Source organism: Acidiphilium sp. 34-64-41 (assembly GCF_002282635.1).
GTDB classification, from domain to species: Bacteria; Pseudomonadota; Alphaproteobacteria; order Acetobacterales; family Acetobacteraceae; genus Acidiphilium; species Acidiphilium rubrum.
This window is the reverse complement of record NZ_NCJX01000032.1, coordinates 67,449-82,438: the sequence shown is the minus strand read 5'-3', so window position 1 is coordinate 82,438 and position 14,990 is coordinate 67,449. Positions and strand designations below refer to the sequence as shown.

General features: G+C 58.4%; 16 protein-coding genes and 1 pseudogene. 7 read left to right on the top strand and 10 right to left on the bottom strand.

Annotated elements, in window-relative coordinates; translation table 11 throughout:
* Positions 1 to 222: 222 nt before the first annotated feature.
* The 5 genes from B7X49_RS09050 (at position 223) to hisI (ending at position 3,582) form a co-directional block, all read left to right on the top strand.
* Positions 223 to 1,098 carry a helix-turn-helix domain-containing protein gene (locus B7X49_RS09050; protein WP_286702212.1) on the top strand — a complete coding sequence of 292 codons (876 nt, stop codon included), beginning with the start codon at positions 223 to 225 and terminating at the stop codon, positions 1,096 to 1,098.
* Between the two features lie 64 nt (positions 1,099 to 1,162).
* The gene (locus B7X49_RS09045; protein WP_286839064.1) at positions 1,163 to 1,525 is read left to right on the top strand and encodes a rhodanese-like domain-containing protein; all 363 of its coding nucleotides are present in this window, start codon (positions 1,163 to 1,165) and stop codon (positions 1,523 to 1,525) included.
* Positions 1,491 to 1,982 (top strand): sulfurtransferase, encoded by a 492-nt coding sequence (locus B7X49_RS09040; protein WP_286839061.1) that lies wholly within the window; start codon positions 1,491 to 1,493, stop codon positions 1,980 to 1,982. Before B7X49_RS09045 ends, B7X49_RS09040 begins: the two co-directional genes overlap by 35 nt.
* Entirely contained in the window at positions 1,979 to 3,235 is a 1,257-nt protein-coding gene (gene metC / locus B7X49_RS09035) for a cystathionine beta-lyase (RefSeq protein ID WP_286702214.1), read from the top strand. The genes B7X49_RS09040 and metC overlap by 4 nt, the downstream gene beginning before the upstream one ends.
* Positions 3,232 to 3,582 carry a phosphoribosyl-AMP cyclohydrolase gene (hisI, locus tag B7X49_RS09030; protein WP_286702215.1) on the top strand — a complete coding sequence of 117 codons (351 nt, stop codon included), beginning with the start codon at positions 3,232 to 3,234 and terminating at the stop codon, positions 3,580 to 3,582. Before metC ends, hisI begins: the two co-directional genes overlap by 4 nt.
* On the opposite strand, the gene B7X49_RS09025 is transcribed toward hisI, so the two are convergent.
* The 9 genes from B7X49_RS09025 to B7X49_RS08985 all read right to left on the bottom strand — a co-directional run bounded on the left by B7X49_RS09025 (position 3,573) and on the right by B7X49_RS08985 (position 10,870).
* Positions 3,573 to 3,944 (bottom strand): iron-sulfur cluster assembly accessory protein, encoded by a 372-nt coding sequence (locus B7X49_RS09025; RefSeq protein ID WP_286702216.1) that lies wholly within the window; start codon positions 3,942 to 3,944, stop codon positions 3,573 to 3,575. The two genes, hisI and B7X49_RS09025, sit on opposite strands and share 10 nt — an antisense overlap.
* A 12-nt stretch (positions 3,945 to 3,956) precedes the next feature.
* Positions 3,957 to 4,322: an SUF system Fe-S cluster assembly protein gene (locus B7X49_RS09020; RefSeq protein WP_029311794.1), complete on the bottom strand. Its 366-nt coding sequence runs from the start codon at positions 4,320 to 4,322 to the stop codon at positions 3,957 to 3,959.
* Positions 4,315 to 4,758, bottom strand: coding sequence for a Fe-S cluster assembly sulfur transfer protein SufU (sufU, locus tag B7X49_RS09015; protein ID WP_286702217.1), 444 nt, complete (start codon positions 4,756 to 4,758; stop codon positions 4,315 to 4,317). The genes B7X49_RS09020 and sufU overlap by 8 nt, the downstream gene beginning before the upstream one ends.
* Positions 4,755 to 5,999 (bottom strand): aminotransferase class V-fold PLP-dependent enzyme, encoded by a 1,245-nt coding sequence (locus B7X49_RS09010; RefSeq protein ID WP_286702218.1) that lies wholly within the window; start codon positions 5,997 to 5,999, stop codon positions 4,755 to 4,757. The genes sufU and B7X49_RS09010 overlap by 4 nt, the downstream gene beginning before the upstream one ends.
* The gene (sufD, locus tag B7X49_RS09005) at positions 5,996 to 7,210 is read right to left on the bottom strand and encodes a Fe-S cluster assembly protein SufD (protein WP_286702219.1); all 1,215 of its coding nucleotides are present in this window, start codon (positions 7,208 to 7,210) and stop codon (positions 5,996 to 5,998) included. Before sufD ends, B7X49_RS09010 begins: the two co-directional genes overlap by 4 nt.
* On the bottom strand, positions 7,207 to 7,950 hold the full coding sequence (sufC, locus tag B7X49_RS09000; protein ID WP_286702220.1) for a Fe-S cluster assembly ATPase SufC: 744 nt from the start codon (positions 7,948 to 7,950) through the stop codon (positions 7,207 to 7,209). Before sufC ends, sufD begins: the two co-directional genes overlap by 4 nt.
* A 10-nt stretch (positions 7,951 to 7,960) precedes the next feature.
* The gene (sufB, locus tag B7X49_RS08995) at positions 7,961 to 9,412 is read right to left on the bottom strand and encodes a Fe-S cluster assembly protein SufB (protein WP_286702221.1); all 1,452 of its coding nucleotides are present in this window, start codon (positions 9,410 to 9,412) and stop codon (positions 7,961 to 7,963) included.
* A gap of 8 nt (positions 9,413 to 9,420) precedes the next feature.
* Positions 9,421 to 9,891 carry an SUF system Fe-S cluster assembly regulator gene (locus tag B7X49_RS08990; protein ID WP_029311800.1) on the bottom strand — a complete coding sequence of 157 codons (471 nt, stop codon included), beginning with the start codon at positions 9,889 to 9,891 and terminating at the stop codon, positions 9,421 to 9,423.
* Between the two features lie 331 nt (positions 9,892 to 10,222).
* On the bottom strand, positions 10,223 to 10,870 hold the full coding sequence (locus tag B7X49_RS08985) for an HAD family hydrolase (protein ID WP_286702222.1): 648 nt from the start codon (positions 10,868 to 10,870) through the stop codon (positions 10,223 to 10,225).
* A 78-nt stretch (positions 10,871 to 10,948) separates the two neighbouring features.
* On the opposite strand from B7X49_RS08985, the gene glmU reads away from it, so the two are divergent.
* Positions 10,949 to 12,262, top strand: a complete 1,314-nt coding sequence (gene glmU, locus B7X49_RS08980; RefSeq protein ID WP_286702223.1) for a bifunctional UDP-N-acetylglucosamine diphosphorylase/glucosamine-1-phosphate N-acetyltransferase GlmU — start codon at positions 10,949 to 10,951, stop codon at positions 12,260 to 12,262.
* Positions 12,262 to 14,042 (top strand): annotated as a pseudogene (gene glmS, locus B7X49_RS08975) (glutamine--fructose-6-phosphate transaminase (isomerizing)). The gene glmU and the pseudogene glmS overlap by 1 nt, the downstream one beginning before the upstream one ends.
* Positions 14,043 to 14,106: 64 nt before the next feature.
* Here glmS and B7X49_RS08970 read toward each other — a convergent pair.
* Positions 14,107 to 14,877 (bottom strand): Bax inhibitor-1/YccA family protein, encoded by a 771-nt coding sequence (locus tag B7X49_RS08970; RefSeq protein ID WP_286702225.1) that lies wholly within the window; start codon positions 14,875 to 14,877, stop codon positions 14,107 to 14,109.
* Positions 14,878 to 14,990 lie beyond the last annotated feature (113 nt).

Genomic DNA, 14,990 nt, shown 5'->3' with positions numbered 1-14,990 from the left:
CCGAGCCAGGATTCGAAATCTGCCACGTCCATGGATCGTCTCCTCACATCAAACCAGACCCTCGTAGCCAATATCAACAGCTAACGCCACAAGAGCCACTATTTTAAGAAAACTGTCTGATTTTATATCTGAACTTTCTATCTAGAGCGATTTTTGGACTTGTTGACATCGAGAAACAATACCGGGGTACGGCCCGGTTCATGAATGGGGGTTAACACTATGATGCACTTCAATGAAATCGGCCAGCAATTACGTGCATATCGCATGGAATCGGGGTTGAAAGCCGAGGAAATCGCTGCGCGACTGGGTGTCTCACGAGCGGCCCTGTATCGCTACGAAAAAGGCGAGGTCATCAAGCTTGATACTGTGAAACGATTGGCAGAATTGCTAAAAATTTCGCCATTGACGTTGCTCGGTATTGGAGTAGAGTATTATAGCCGGCCAATCGGTTATCTTGAACGAATTCGACAGCTTGAAGAGACTGCGGACCAGATACTGCAATTATACGGCCCTATCTGTTATTTGACGACGTCGGATGAATACGATTCGATGCTGGCGATGATTTTTGAGGAACATGCGGAGCAGGTAGGTCTTGACCGTAGCATGGCCCGAACCGCTGCAGAACAAGTACTTAGTGCACTCGCCGCTCGAAAGCGCATGTTTGTCGCTCGTCGTCCCTCTGTCATCGCAATATTCACGACCGCCGCTGTTCGGAAATTTGTTGAGGACGGCGTGGCTGGACTTCTGCCGCTGTCGGATCGCTTGCGAGCGCAGAGCCGTGAAGTCGCTCGCCACGAAGTGGAGCGCATGACCGATTTAATGGAAAGTGAACCGATCGGGTTGCAGTTCGGATTGATTTCGGGCGCCGAATTAAATGGTCCGTTCATGCTGCTCCGGACGCGGGAACGTGCATCCCTGGCAATTAATCCGTTTCCAACCGATTCGACGCCAAACGCGCAATCTGGGGTCGCGATGATCACGAGCGCCGAAGACGCGGTCATGACCCATCAACGCATCGCGGAAGCGACGTGGCGCGATGCGATCAAAGGCCAAGCTGCCGCCAAACAGATGCGCGCATTGTTGGAACCAATAGCTTAAGGCATAGCTAGAATTCTTAATGGCGCGGGCAGACAAACGTTCGCCCGCGCGCTAAAGTGTTCGGATGCATACGCTTATTTCAACGGATGAACTCGACGAGCGCCGCCACGAACCCGACACGATCATTTTTGATGCGTCCTACTATCTCCCGAATGAACCAAATAATGCAGCGGCACTATTTTTAGACAGCCACATTCCAGGTGCGGCCTTCCTTGATCTCGACGTTGTATCCGACCCTTCCAATCCTCTCCCCCATATGGTGCCTCCCGCAGACCTATTTGCCCGAACGGTCGCTGAATTCGGAGTCGGAACCGACAGCATGATCGTCGCATACGACCAACGCGGCATCTTCTCCGCAGCGCGGGTCTGGTGGCTATTCAAATTGTTCGGACATGGGCTTGCCCAAGTGGCGAGCCGAAAGCCGTAAGCTGGAAAGCGGGCCGGCAGAATTAAAGCCAACCGGATCTTTTCCGACGAATTTCCAAGCCGCCATGGTCCGCAACCGCGCCGACATCGAACAGAATCTGAATACCAAAGGCGAAATCGTTGTCGATGCCCGGTCGAACGCAAGATTTACAGGTGAAGCCGCCGAGCCACGGCAAGGCATGCGCAGCGGCCATGTTCCTGGCGCCATCTCATTGCCGTTCAGCGACTTGCTTCGTTCCAATCAGACGATGCATGACCCCGCAACGTTGCTGACATTGTTCGAAGCCCGCGGCGTGGGCGCGAGCGCAAAACCTGTCACAATGTGTGGATCGGGTGTCACCGGCGCTGTTCTGACGCTTGGCTTGGCAAGGGCAGGTCTGCCGATTGGCGCACTCTATGACGGTTCATGGGCCGAATGGGGTGGCGCGACCGATACCCCGATAGAGAGAACAGCATGAGCAATGATCGATTTGAGACAAAACTGACACTGGCTTCACGTCGCCCCGTAAAATCACATGGGTACGTCAACCCAAAACTGGTCCGTGGCTCGACTGTGTTGTACCCGAGTTGCGCCGATCGCCGGGAAATTGGCAAGCGGCGTCTCGAGCAAGAAGAGATCTACGGATTGTACGGCACTGAGACACATTTTGCTCTGGAAGCGATGATCACCCAAATCGAAGGCGGCTCCCACTGCCAAATCGTGTCATCCGGTCTCGCTGCCATCACGGTTCCAATGTTGGCATTTCTGAAATCTCACGATCATATCCTGATGCCAGATTCGGTGTACGGACCGACACGGCGTTTCTGCGATAGTGTTCTGCATCGCTACGGCGTGACCGTGACGTACTACGATCCCATGCTCTCTGAGCCGGACCTGCGCGCTTTGATGCGATCAAACACGAAGGTAGTGTTTTCCGAGAGCCCCGGTAGCCACACCTTTGAGGTGCAAGATGTACCGATGCTGGCGCGGGTGGCCCATGAGCATGGTGCCAAGATGTTCATGGACAACACCTGGGGCATTCATACTTTTCAGCCGTTTAATCATGGTGTCGATGTGTCGATTCAGGCGCTCACGAAATATATCGGTGGCCATTCTGATATTATTCTGGGGGCCGTTACGGTCGCATCCGAGTCGGATTGGGCATGGCTCAGGGCGGGGGCCCTCGATCTTGGTCAATACGCATCGCCTGATGATTGTTGGCTAGCGTTGCGGGGAGCGCGAACCTTGAAAGTTCGCCTCGATCAACAAGCCAACAGCGCGTTGAGGATCGCAAAATGGCTCGCCGACCGCGCTGAGGTTCAGCGTGTTCTGCATCCAGCCCTGCCCTCTTGCCCGGGTCACGCGTTCTGGAAACGTGACTTCTCAGGAGCGTGTGGATTATTTGGCATCGTATTCGAGCCACGGTTCGACTATGAGGCGGTGTGCGCGATGGTCGATTCCTTGCGTCTATTCGGCATCGGCGCGTCGTGGGGCGGCTATGAGAGCCTCGCTCTGCCAACAAGCTTCACGATCACGCGTAGCCAGGGAACCGGCGTGTTCGGTGGCGAAATGCTTCGGTTACAGATTGGTTTGGAACACGTCGATGACCTTATCAACGATCTGGATGCGGGATTGACCGTGTTGGGTGGACAGCAGCGGGCTGCCTGCGCTTCACCCCCTTGCCTTGCCGATGAAATGCAGCACATCGGTGAAGCGAACGGCCCACAATGAAGCACGACATCCTGACCGCCGTACGGTTCAACGAAGCTGGACTGATCCCAGCGATTGCACAGCAACACGATACCCATGAAGTGTTGATGCTGGCCTGGATGAATGCCGAGTCAGTTCTCGAAACGCTGAAAACCGGCGAAGTTTGTTACTATAGTCGCAGCCGCGGCGCCCTCTGGCGCAAAGGCGAAACCTCGGGCCACACCCAAAAATTAGTTGAAATGCGCTTGGACTGTGACGGCGATACCGTTCTCCTGCGGGTCGACCAGACAGGTCCGGCCTGCCACACGGGCAATCCCAATTGCTTCTTCCAGACAGTCGGCGCAGGCGGCGAACTCACTCAGATATGAAAGCTTTCACCGCAACCACAACGCCCTTTCTCGTTCGGATTTTCGAAAGTAAAGCCTGAAGTGAACTTGTCTTCTTTATAATCCATCACGGTACCGATCAAAAACAAAGTCGCTTTTCGATCAATTAAAATCGTGACGTCCTTATCGGTTACCGATTCATCGGTCGACGATTTTTTCCCAACCCAGTCCATCTGGTACGACATACCAGAACAACCTTTGGTGTTGACGCCAATACGCAGCAATTTATTGGCCTCGCCGCGGCTGTAAAGGTGCCTCAAGCGCTTTGCCGCGCCCTCGGTCAATTGCATCAGCGGCGGCAGGCTCCGCCGCTTTGGTGTTTCAGTCGTATTCATCGTGCTCATCACAATCACCGTTCAAAACATGTTCAATGCCAAACGAGCTTCATCGCTCATGCGCGATTGATCCCATGGCGGGTCCCACACGGTCTCCACGTCAACCTCCGTCACACCCGGCACAGTTCCCACCGCCAGGCGCACGGACTCAGGCAATTCCTGAGCGCTCGGGCAAGCGGGCGCCGTCAAAGTCATTTCAACCTTCACGTGCCCCCCCTCAATCTCAACGGCGTAGATCAGACCCAGTTCAAAGATATTGATCGGTATTTCCGGATCATAGACGGTTGCGATTGCCGCAATGACCGCCTCCTCGGTGATGGCCGGCGCCGTCTCACCGTCGGGCGTCCATGTCGTCAAGGGTTCCGATCGGGCCGTATGATCATCCATTCTGATACTCCATCGTTCTACCCAATGCCGCTCTCAATGCCTGCCAAGGCAATATCGCGCACCGGTGCCGGGACCGGTAAGCATGAACGCCAGCCAACGCGCGCAAATTGGCGAAATCCGAACGATCCGGAACGCGCCCGTCGATCACCATTGCATCGAACGCCTCAGCGAGTTCGTCGATCTCCGGTCCGGATTTTCCAATGACTGCATCTCCCATCAGATCCGCAGACGACACGCAAATCGCGCACCCACGCGTCTCGTGGCGTAAGTCGCCGACCAGCCCGTGATCGTAGCTGATCCTGATGCGAACCCGATCGCCGCACATCGGGTTGTCGCCCTCCGCCTCGGCATCGAACGAGTCTACCCCCCCCGTATGATGAGGGCTGCGCGCCCGTTCCATGATCAGCGCCTGATACAGATCGTCGGTTTCGCTCATCGGCCGAAAACCTGCTGCACCCTGCGCAATCCGGCCGCCAGGCTGTCGATCTCGGCATGCGTGGTATAAATGCCGAACGAGGCACGCGCCGTGCTGTCGAGCCCAAGCCGATGCGTCAGCGGTTCGGCGCAATGATGCCCCGCCCGCACGGCGATACCCTGTTTATCGAGCAGCGTGGCAACGTCATGGGCATGCACGCCATCGAGCGTAAAAGCGACCACGCCACCACGATCTTGCGCATGACCCAGCGTCTCGACACCTTCGATCGCTGCGAGAACCGCCATGGCATGATCGGTCAGGCTACGCTCATGGGCAGCGATCGACTCGAACCCGATCGCCTGGACATAGTCGATTGCCGCCCCAAGCCCGACCGCCTCGACGATCGCCGGCGTTCCGGCCTCGAACCGATACGGCGGCTCCGCCCAGGTCGAGGATTCATAGGTCACACTCCGAATCATATCGCCACCGCCAAGAAACGGCGGCATCGCATCGAGCAGCGCCCGCTTGCCGTACAGCACCCCTATGCCGGTCGGCCCATATAATTTATGCCCGGAGAAAACGTAGAAATCCGCATCGATCGCGCGCAAATCCACCGCACGATGCACCACAGCCTGTGCACCATCCAGCAAAATCCTGGCACCGTGGTCGTGCGCGAACTTCGCAAGCCGCTCGACCGGCGTATACGTACCCAGAACATTCGACATATGGGTGACCGCAAGCAGGCGGACCCGGCCATCGGCGAATTGGCGCTCCAGATCATCCCAATCGATCTCGCCGGCGTCCGTGATCTTGACGATCCGTAACTCCACGCCGTGCTGGTCACGCAGCATCTGCCAGGGCACCAGATTGGCGTGATGCTCCATCTCGCTCACAACGACCGCATCGCCGGGTTTAAGGCTGGCACGCCCAAAGGTCTGGGCGACCAGGTTAATCCCTTCGGTCGCATTGCGAACGAATACAATCTCCTCGCGCGCGACGTTCAGAAATGCGGCAACCTTGTCGCGCGCATTTTCGTAATCGTCAGAGCACCGCTCACTCATCCAATGCAGCCCGCGGTGCACATTCGCATACCGCGTCTCCATGGTGCGAACCATCGCGTCGATCACCGCACGCGGCTTCTGCGCCGAAGCGGCGCTATCGAGAAACACCAGTTTTTTGCCGTGAACCAACTCGGATAAAATCGGAAAGTTCAACCGAATCCGTTCGACATCAAAAACGATAGGCTTCACCGCGGCGCTCATAGCACACCCTTTTGCCACCAGACATCGATTGCGGCTTCGAAGATCGATCGCGCCTCATCATCCGTCACCGGTTCGAGCGCTTCGTCGAGAAACGCCCTGATCAACATGGCGCGCGCCTCAGCCTCAGGAATCCCACGGCTGCGCAGATAGAACATCTGTTCCGGATCGATGGCGCCGATCGTTGCGCCATGGCTGCATTTCACGTCATCCGCAAAGATTTCCAACTCCGGCTTGCTATCGATTTCAGCATCGGGCGACAGCAGCAAAGCCTGATTCATCTGGTAGCCATCGGTCTTTTGCGCCTGCTGCGCGACCTCGATCCGACCCTGAAACACGCCACGCGCAGAGCCTGCCAAGACAGATTTCACGGTCTGCCGCGAGGCACAATGCGGGGCGCGATGGGCCACAACCGTGGTGATGTCACCATGCTGCGTCCCCGCCAGCAACTGAGCGGCATTCAAATGCACGGCGGCGTTCGGACCGGACAGCGTGACATGCGCTTCGTAACGGCTGAGTTTCGCGCCGTAATTCAGGGTGAAAGCCTCATATCGCGCGTCTTCACGAAGATCGACCAGCGCCGTCGTCACGTTCACCGCGTCGATCGATTCATCCTGCAACCGGTAATGGCGAAGCACGGCGCCCTCAGCCAACGCAATCTCCGTCACCACGTTATGCATATAACGCCCCGCACCACGAATAACTTCGATCACCGTCAACGATCCGGCGGCACCGACGGCAATACGATGAAACGGCGCAAGCATGTCCTGGCGCGGCGTGTCGGTAACCGAGACGAGGAACAACGTCCCGCCATCCGTCCCACCAGGCACGTCGATCCGAATTCCATCGTTCGCAACCGCAGTATTCAGACTGACCAACGGTCGCGTGCCATCGGCACGCGCGGACGCATGATCGTCAAAGCGCCGGACGAAGCGCGACGAGTCCGACAAGGATTCATCAAAGCGCCCGTTTACGAAAATCACCTTCGGCATCGTGGTGCGAGGGATCATTCCTCCAACGTCAGGCGCGCCTTGCGCGGGCAGGGTAAGATCAAACGACCGCAGCGACGCTTTCAGATCCGTATAGTGCCAGGCCTCGTCGGCGCGCGTCGGCCAACCGTGGGTGCGGAACGTCTCGGCGGCCTTCACACGGTGCGGATCGTTTCCGGTGCGCGCGGCAAAATCGACCCGATCGAGAAATTCGGTGTCGCTCATGCTGCCTCTAACCCGGCATAGCCGTTCGCCTCGAGTTCCAACGCCAGTTCGGGCCCGCCAGAACGCACGATCTGCCCGGCGGCGAGCACATGCACCCGATCCGGCACGATATGGTCGAGCAGCCTTTGGTAATGGGTGATGACCAATGCGGAAAAACGAGGCCCACGCAGCGCGTTGACACCATCGGCGACAATTTTCAGCGCATCGATGTCGAGCCCGGAATCCGTTTCATCGAGCAGCGCCAGCGCAGGCTTGAGAAGCGCCATCTGCAGGATTTCGTTGCGCTTCTTCTCGCCGCCCGAAAATCCCACGTTCACGTTCCGCTTGAGCATGCCATCCGGCATTTTCAGCGCCTTTATGGCGGACCGGGCTTCTTTCAGGAACGCGACAGCATCGAGTTCAGGCTCCCCGCGGGCGCGCCGGACCGCGTTGAGGGCCGTGCGAATAAAATTCGCATTGCCGACACCTGGCAGTTCAACCGGATATTGAAAGGCCAGAAACACCCCGGCCGCAGCACGTTCCTCCGGTTCGATCGCCAGCAGATCGCGGCCATTGAACAGCACCGAGCCACCAGTAACCTCATAGCCCTCACGGCCCGAGAGCACGTAGGACAGTGTCGATTTTCCAGCACCGTTCGGCCCCATGATGGCATGGACTTCGCCATCAGGAACGGTCAGATCAATCCCGCGCAAAATCTCCTTATCGTCGATTTTCGCTGTAAGTCCCTTGATTTCAAGCATATTCAGTCCCTCAACCCACTGAGCCTTCGAGCGACACGGCAAGCAATTTCTGTGCTTCGACCGCAAACTCCATCGGCAATTCCTTCAAAACATCGCGACAGAAACCATTGACCAGCAACCCGACCGCATCTTCCTCGGAAAGCCCGCGTGAGCGGCAATAAAACAGCTGATCGTCGGCAATTTTTGACGTCGTGGCCTCGTGCTCGACCTTCGCACTCCGATTCCGGCTCTCGATATAGGGCACGGTATGCGCGCCACACTGATCACCGATCAGCAGGGAGTCACACTGCGTGAAGTTCCGCGCGCCATGAGCCTTCGGCATGATGCGCACCAGGCCGCGATACGTGTTGTTGGAATGCCCCGCGGATATCCCCTTTGAAATGATCGTACTGGTCGTGTTCGGCGCCAGGTGGATCATTTTCGTTCCGGTATCGGCCTGTTGATAGTTATTGGTCAGCGCGACCGAATAGAACTCGCCGGACGACCCTTCGCCCTGCAGGATGCAGGACGGATATTTCCAGGTGATCGCCGAGCCTGTCTCGACCTGGGTCCAGGAAATTTTGGACTTCCGGCCACGGCACGCGCCACGCTTGGTCACAAAATTATAGATCCCACCGCGCCCCTGCGCGTCTCCTGGATACCAGTTCTGCACGGTGGAATATTTGATCGAGGCCTCATCGAGCGCTACGAGTTCAACGACCGCCGCATGCAGTTGGTTCTCATCGCGCATCGGCGCGGTGCAACCCTCGAGGTAGGAAACACTCGCACCTTCCTCGGCGATGATCAGGGTACGCTCGAACTGACCCGTGTTGCGGGCGTTGATCCTGAAGTAGGTCGAAAGTTCCATGGGGCAACGAACGCCGCGCGGAATATACACAAAGCTTCCATCGGAAAAGACCGCGCTGTTGAGGGCCGTGAAGTAATTATCACCGGGCGGCACCACACTGCCCAGATATTTCCGAACCAACTCGGGGTGCTCCCGCACCGCTTCGCTGATCGATCCAAAAATGACACCGACTTTGGCAAGACTGTCGCGAAACGTCGTCGCCACCGAAACGCTGTCGAAAACGGCATCGACGGCCACGCCGGCCAAGGCCGCGCGCTCGTTCAACGGAATGCCGAGCTTGTCATACATGCTGATCAATTCGGGATCAACGTCGGCGAGCGACTTCGGTGCCTCGCGCTTCGGCGCGGCATAATAATATAGTTCCTGATAATCGATCCTGGGGTGCCGAACGCGGGCCCAATTCGGCTCCTCCATCGCGAGCCACGCCCGATAGGACTTCAACCGCCATTCGAGCAGCCATGCGGGTTCGCCCTTCTTGGCAGAAATCAGGCGTACGATATCCTCGCTCAACCCTTTCGGGGCGAACTCCATCTCGATGTTCGTCTCGAAACCGTATTTATACCCACCATCGGTCAGGCGATCGATGGCTTCAATTGTTTCAGTAACCGCGGGCATGAAATCCTCTATTCTACGATGGATGACGCGAACGTGCCGGCTTCGACCGACAAACCGATGCGTAACGATTTCGGGACGGCCTCCCTCTGCATGTCGGCAAGGGTAATCGAGGTCAGGGCTTCGCTTATGGCGTCATTGACGACACCCCATCGGCCGGCCATCGGGCAGAGCGACTGGCTTTCGCAGCTTCCAACCGAACCCTCGACGCAAGCCGTCAGCGCAATCGGTCCATCGATTGCGACAATGACGTCAGCGACCGGAATCGCCGCAAGCGTCCGGTTCAACCGATAGCCACCATGCGCCCCACGCTGTGACGTGACCAGATTGGCCTGCGCCAAGCCTTTCAGAACCTTCGAAACGGTCGGCTCCGGAATCCCGGTCGCTGCCGCGATGCTCGGCGCAGTCTCCACCGTAACGGCGCTGGAGAGCCTGACCAGAACGACAACGGCATAATCTGTCAAACGCGACAATCTGAGCATGGACCACCTCATTACGGACAACAACGGTCCTGATTACTCAGATGGTCCAATGAGCCTCAGTCGTCAAGACCGGCCCATGGCCGATGATCCGGTCTTGCAGGGCTTGGCATACGCGATCAGGGTTTCATTGCCTGGCCTGCACCAAGATAATTTGTCTGTGACGAATTGGCGATCACGGTCGCGTTGGAACAAAGGCCAACCGCGAACAACGCGCCGGTCCCGCCCTCAATCGAGTTGGTGCCCGAAGTCCCACCAGCCATGATCGCCGCGCCGGCGAAACCTTGAAACAAAACCGCGCCGGCCCTTCGCAAGGACTGACCCGAAACTGTAATCAATCTTTCCCAAATATACTCTGAACCGCAGGCACCAACGCGGCGGGACTTTGTATCGTGATCGTGCCGTTGGCCTGTCCGTAGCCCCAACTGACAAAAATAGTCGCGACGCCAAGCCCGGCTGCGGTCGCCATATCATTGGCGTGGTCACCGACCATGATCGCCTGATCTTTCTCGATCGACATCGCCGCAAGGACCGCCGCGAGATGACGCGGATCGGGCTTGCGATAGGGTGTCGCATCGCCGCCGATCACCACCGGAAAAAATCGATCAAGATCAAGTGCCGCCAGCACCTTGCGCGCGGACACTTCCGGCTTGTTGGTACACAGGCCCAGTTGATACCCTTGTGCGGTCAAACGCGCCAAAGCCTCGGGTACGCCGGCATATGGCTCCGTCAGATCCGTGACATGCGCCTCGTAATCCGCGAGAAAGATCAACTCGTCCTCAGCCGTCGGCTGGCTGCCCCGCGCGGCATAGCCCTTCTGCAGCAGGACCTTGGCCCCGTCGCCCACCATCGGGCCAACGTCTGATCTCGAAAGGGGGGGGTAGTCATGGCGTGACAACGACCGGTTCAACGCAGCCGCCAGATCCGGCAGACTATCGATCAGCGTACCGTCCAGATCGAACACGACAGCTTTTGCATCCATGGCACTGACATACTCCGAAACCCGATGTGACGCCTAACCCTTTGACATAAACCGCTTGGCAAGGCTACCGCTGCGCTCATGGACACTGTCGTGATCATCCTCGCCGCCGGCCTCGGCACCCGCATGAAGTCGGCGCTCCCCAAGGTGTTGCACCCGCTCGCCGGCACACCGATGCTCAATCATCTCATCTCAGCCTGCAAACCCGTGTTCGACCGGATCGTCGTGGTCACCGGGCCCGACATGCCGAACGTCGCCGCTTCCGCCGCACCGCATCAGGTGGTCGTCCAGCATGAGCGCCACGGCACAGCCGATGCGGCCATGGCGGCAGCGGCGCTGTTTGGAACCGGTATCGTAACCATCATTTACGGCGACAACCCTCTTCTGGCCTCCGATACACTCGCCCAACTCGGCAGGCAGCTGTCGGCCGGGACGATCGGCATGTCGCTGCTCGCCACCCGGCCGACCGATCCGGGCACATTCGGGCGCATCGTCGGCGCCGCAGGATTCGCCACCAGGATCGTGGAGTATGCCGACGCATCGGAACAGGAGCGAACGATCGATTTATGCAACGCGGGCGGCTTTACCGCGCATGCCGACGACATGCTGCGATGGCTCAAGCAGATCGGCAACCGCAATTCCAAGGGCGAATACTATCTGACCGATATCGTCAAAGTCGCAAATGCCGACGCGAGGCCAGTCGCCGTGGTCGAAGCGCCCTGGGACGAGTGCCGTGGCGTCAATTCGCGGGCCGAACTCGCGGTGGCGGAAGCCGTGATCCAGGCCCGGTTGCGTCGTGCCGCGCTTGACGCCGGCGTCACCCTGATTGCGCCGGAAACCGTTTTCCTGTCGGCGGACACCATGATCGCGCCGGATGTCACCATCGAGCCGCACGTCGTATGCGGACGGGGCGTTTCCATCGCATCGGGAGCGGTGATCCGCGCCTTCTCGCATCTCGAGGGTTGCACGATCGGTACGGGCGCAATCATTGGTCCCTACGCGCGCATCCGGCCGGGCAGCGTCGTCGACGAAGCCGCTCACGTCGGCAATTTCGTCGAACTGAAGGCCACTCACCTCGGCGCCGGCGCGAAAGCCAATCATCTGACCTACCTTGGCGACACGACGATCGGCGCGCGGAGCAACATTGGCGCGGGGACCATCACGTGCAACTATGATGGTCAGAGCAAGCACCGCACAACTGTCGGATCAAATGTCTTTGTCGGATCGAATGTCGCCTTGGTCGCGCCGATCTCCGTCGGCGATGGCGCCGTGATCGGCGCCGGAAGCGTGATCACCAGCGAAGTCGAAGCCGGCGCGCTCGCGATCGGCCGCGCGCGGCAGATCGACAAGCCAGGCGGGGCCGCCCGTTATAAACGCGCGAAGGATAAATCGTAATGTGTGGTATCGTCGGGGTGATCGGCAAAGGCGCCGCTGCGCCGTTGTTGTTGGATGGATTATCCCGCCTCGCCTATCGTGGCTACGATAGCGCGGGCATAGCGACGTTGGTCGGCAACACGATCGATCGGCGGCGCGCCGAAGGCAAACTGCCGAACCTCGCCGAATCCCTCGCACAACGGCCGCTCGATGGCACGACCGGTATCGGGCATACCCGCTGGGCAACCCATGGCGCTCCCACGATAACCAATGCGCATCCGCACGGCACCGAACGAGTCGCCGTCGTTCATAACGGCATCATTGAAAATCATGCCGCCTTGCGTGCGGAGCTTGAAGCTGAAGGTCAGGTGTTCGTCACCGAAACCGATACCGAAACGGTCGCCCAACTGGTCGACCTCCACCTCGCGCGGGGAATGGAGCCGATTGCCGCAGCCGCCACCGCGTTTCGTCGGCTGGAAGGCGCCTACGCCCTCGCCCTAATTTTCGCAGGTCACCCGGAACTGATGATCGGCGCACAACGCGGAGCACCCCTCGCCGTCGGGTTTGGTGACGATGAAATGTTCCTGGGGTCGGACGCGTTGGCCCTGGCCCCCCTGACCCGTCGCATCGCCTACCTCACGGACGGCGACTGGGTTGTCGTCGCGCGGACGGGTGCGGCGTTTTACGATAGCCTCGATCGGCCGATCGATCGCGAAATCAAACTGACCCGCCTGACGGGTGCAGCGATCGGCAAGGGCAATTTTCGACATTTCATGGAAAAGGAGTTGCACGAAAATCCCGTCGTCATCGGCGACACGCTCCATCGCATGATCGATCCCGCCACGCGGATGCCGGTGCTGCCCGAACTGGCGATCGACCTGCGCGCGATTTCCCGCATGACGGTATCGGCCTGCGGCTCGGCCTTTTATGCCGGCCTGACCGCCCGCTATTGGCTGGAACACTATGCCCGGATACCGGTCGATGCCGATGTCGCGAGCGAATTTCGGTATCGCGAGCCGCCTCTCAGCCCAGACCAACTCGGTCTCGTCGTGAGCCAATCCGGCGAAACCGCCGACACGATGGCCGCCCTTCGCTACATGAAGCAACAGGGCTGCAAGGTTATGTCGGTGGTCAACGTGCCCGAAAGCACCATGGCACGCGAATCGGACCTGATGCTCGAAACAATCGCCGGACCGGAAATCAGCGTCGCCAGCACCAAGGCGTTTACCGCGCAACTAACCGTTCTTGCTGGATTTTCTCTCGCCCTAGCCAAAGCGCGCGGTACGCTCGGGATCGCCGAAATAGCATCGCTGGTGGAAGCCTTGATGGAACTGCCGGCAAAGGCGGCTCAAGTCTTGAACGACGATGAGACGATCCGCACGCTGGCGTCTCAAATCCAGGATGCGCGCGACGTCCTGTTCTTCGGTCGTGGATCGATGATGCCGATCGCATTGGAAGGCGCGCTGAAGCTCAAGGAACTCAGCTATATCCACGCCGAATCGACCCCAGCGTACCGGTCATTGCGGTGCTACCCTCGGGGCCGTTGTTTGAGAAGACCGCCTCGAATCTCCAGGAAGCGGCTGCACGTGGCGGACGGATCATCTTGTTCAGCGATGCCGCGGGCGCGGCAAAACTAGCGAACATCACCACTCACAGCGTGATCCTGCCGGACTGCGACCCATTCGTCGCACCAATCCTCTACGCAATTCCAGTGCAGCTCCTGGCATACCATGTCGCGATCCTGAAAGGGACGGACGTCGATCAACCGCGTAATCTCGCCAAGTCCGTAACGGTCGAATAATTCATGAAAAAACCCCGGAAACAATGTTTCCGGGGTTCCTTCCATCAGGTGCGCCAGTCTAGCATCAGCTGCGCCGGTTGCCCATGAACTGCAAGAGAAACATGAACAAGTTGATGAACGTCAGATACAACTGCAACGCGTCGTAAACGCTCCGCTTCGAAGCGACATCAGCGCCGAACCGATAGCCATACTGAACATAATCAGCCTTGATCCGCTGGGTATCGTAAGCCGCCAAACCGGTGAATACCAAGACACCGATCGCGCTGATGGCAAACTGCAAGGCCGATGAATGCAGGAACATGTTGACCACCATCGCAATCAGCAGTCCGATCACGCCCATGATCAGGAAACTGCCGAATTTCGCCAGATTTGCTTTCGTCGTGTAGCCATAAACGCTCATGGCAGCGAACGTTCCAGCCGTCACGAAGAACGTCGCAAGAATCGATGTCCCGGTGTAGATCAGAAAGATATTCGTCAGACTCGCGCCCATCAACGCACAAAATGCCCAGAACAGACCCTGAGCCTGCGTCGTCGAGAGCTTGTTGACCCCGAAACTCATGATCATGACGAAACCGATGGGCGCAAACATCGTCACATAAGCCAGAATGCCTGGCTGACGGACAACGGCGCCGCTGGTCGTCGTGACCAACGGATAAAAAATATCGATAAGGCTCGTTTGCGAGATTGCCAGCGAGACGATCGCTGTCAGGAACAGCCCTGAAGCCATCCAGTTGTAGACCCGCAACATATAGGCGCGCAGACCCTCGTCCAAAACGCCAGCGCCCGCTGCGGCGCTCGCGCCGCGATAGGATCGCATGTCAGGACCAATAGCCATGATTGCTCGTCACTCCTCAAAGGCGGCGGGACTGCCGCATTTCCGGTCTTATTTTGGCCATTCTGGCACACCGATCAAGCATAATCGGCGTGGCACAGATAATATTGGCGTAA

Bases quoted from the DNA above. Each gene is read 5' to 3' on its own strand.
- sufB (WP_286702221.1), bottom strand. From the start codon at position 9,412: ATGCCCGCGGTTACTGAAACAATTGAAGCCATCGATCGCCTGACCGAT.
- B7X49_RS09010 (WP_286702218.1), bottom strand. From the start codon at position 5,999: ATGAGCGCCGCGGTGAAGCCTATCGTTTTTGATGTCGAACGGATTCGG.
- glmU (WP_286702223.1), top strand. From the start codon at position 10,949: ATGGACACTGTCGTGATCATCCTCGCCGCCGGCCTCGGCACCCGCATG.
- B7X49_RS09045 (WP_286839064.1), top strand. From the start codon at position 1,163: ATGCATACGCTTATTTCAACGGATGAACTCGACGAGCGCCGCCACGAA.
- metC (WP_286702214.1), top strand. From the start codon at position 1,979: ATGAGCAATGATCGATTTGAGACAAAACTGACACTGGCTTCACGTCGC.
- B7X49_RS08990 (WP_029311800.1), bottom strand. From the start codon at position 9,891: ATGCTCAGATTGTCGCGTTTGACAGATTATGCCGTTGTCGTTCTGGTC.
- hisI (WP_286702215.1), top strand. From the start codon at position 3,232: ATGAAGCACGACATCCTGACCGCCGTACGGTTCAACGAAGCTGGACTG.
- B7X49_RS09020 (WP_029311794.1), bottom strand. From the start codon at position 4,322: ATGGATGATCATACGGCCCGATCGGAACCCTTGACGACATGGACGCCC.
- sufC (WP_286702220.1), bottom strand. From the start codon at position 7,950: ATGCTTGAAATCAAGGGACTTACAGCGAAAATCGACGATAAGGAGATT.
- B7X49_RS09050 (WP_286702212.1), top strand. From the start codon at position 223: ATGCACTTCAATGAAATCGGCCAGCAATTACGTGCATATCGCATGGAA.
- sufD (WP_286702219.1), bottom strand. From the start codon at position 7,210: ATGAGCGACACCGAATTTCTCGATCGGGTCGATTTTGCCGCGCGCACC.
- sufU (WP_286702217.1), bottom strand. From the start codon at position 4,758: ATGAGCGAAACCGACGATCTGTATCAGGCGCTGATCATGGAACGGGCG.
- B7X49_RS08985 (WP_286702222.1), bottom strand. From the start codon at position 10,870: ATGGATGCAAAAGCTGTCGTGTTCGATCTGGACGGTACGCTGATCGAT.
- B7X49_RS09040 (WP_286839061.1), top strand. From the start codon at position 1,491: ATGGGCTTGCCCAAGTGGCGAGCCGAAAGCCGTAAGCTGGAAAGCGGG.
- B7X49_RS08970 (WP_286702225.1), bottom strand. From the start codon at position 14,877: ATGGCTATTGGTCCTGACATGCGATCCTATCGCGGCGCGAGCGCCGCA.
- B7X49_RS09025 (WP_286702216.1), bottom strand. From the start codon at position 3,944: ATGAGCACGATGAATACGACTGAAACACCAAAGCGGCGGAGCCTGCCG.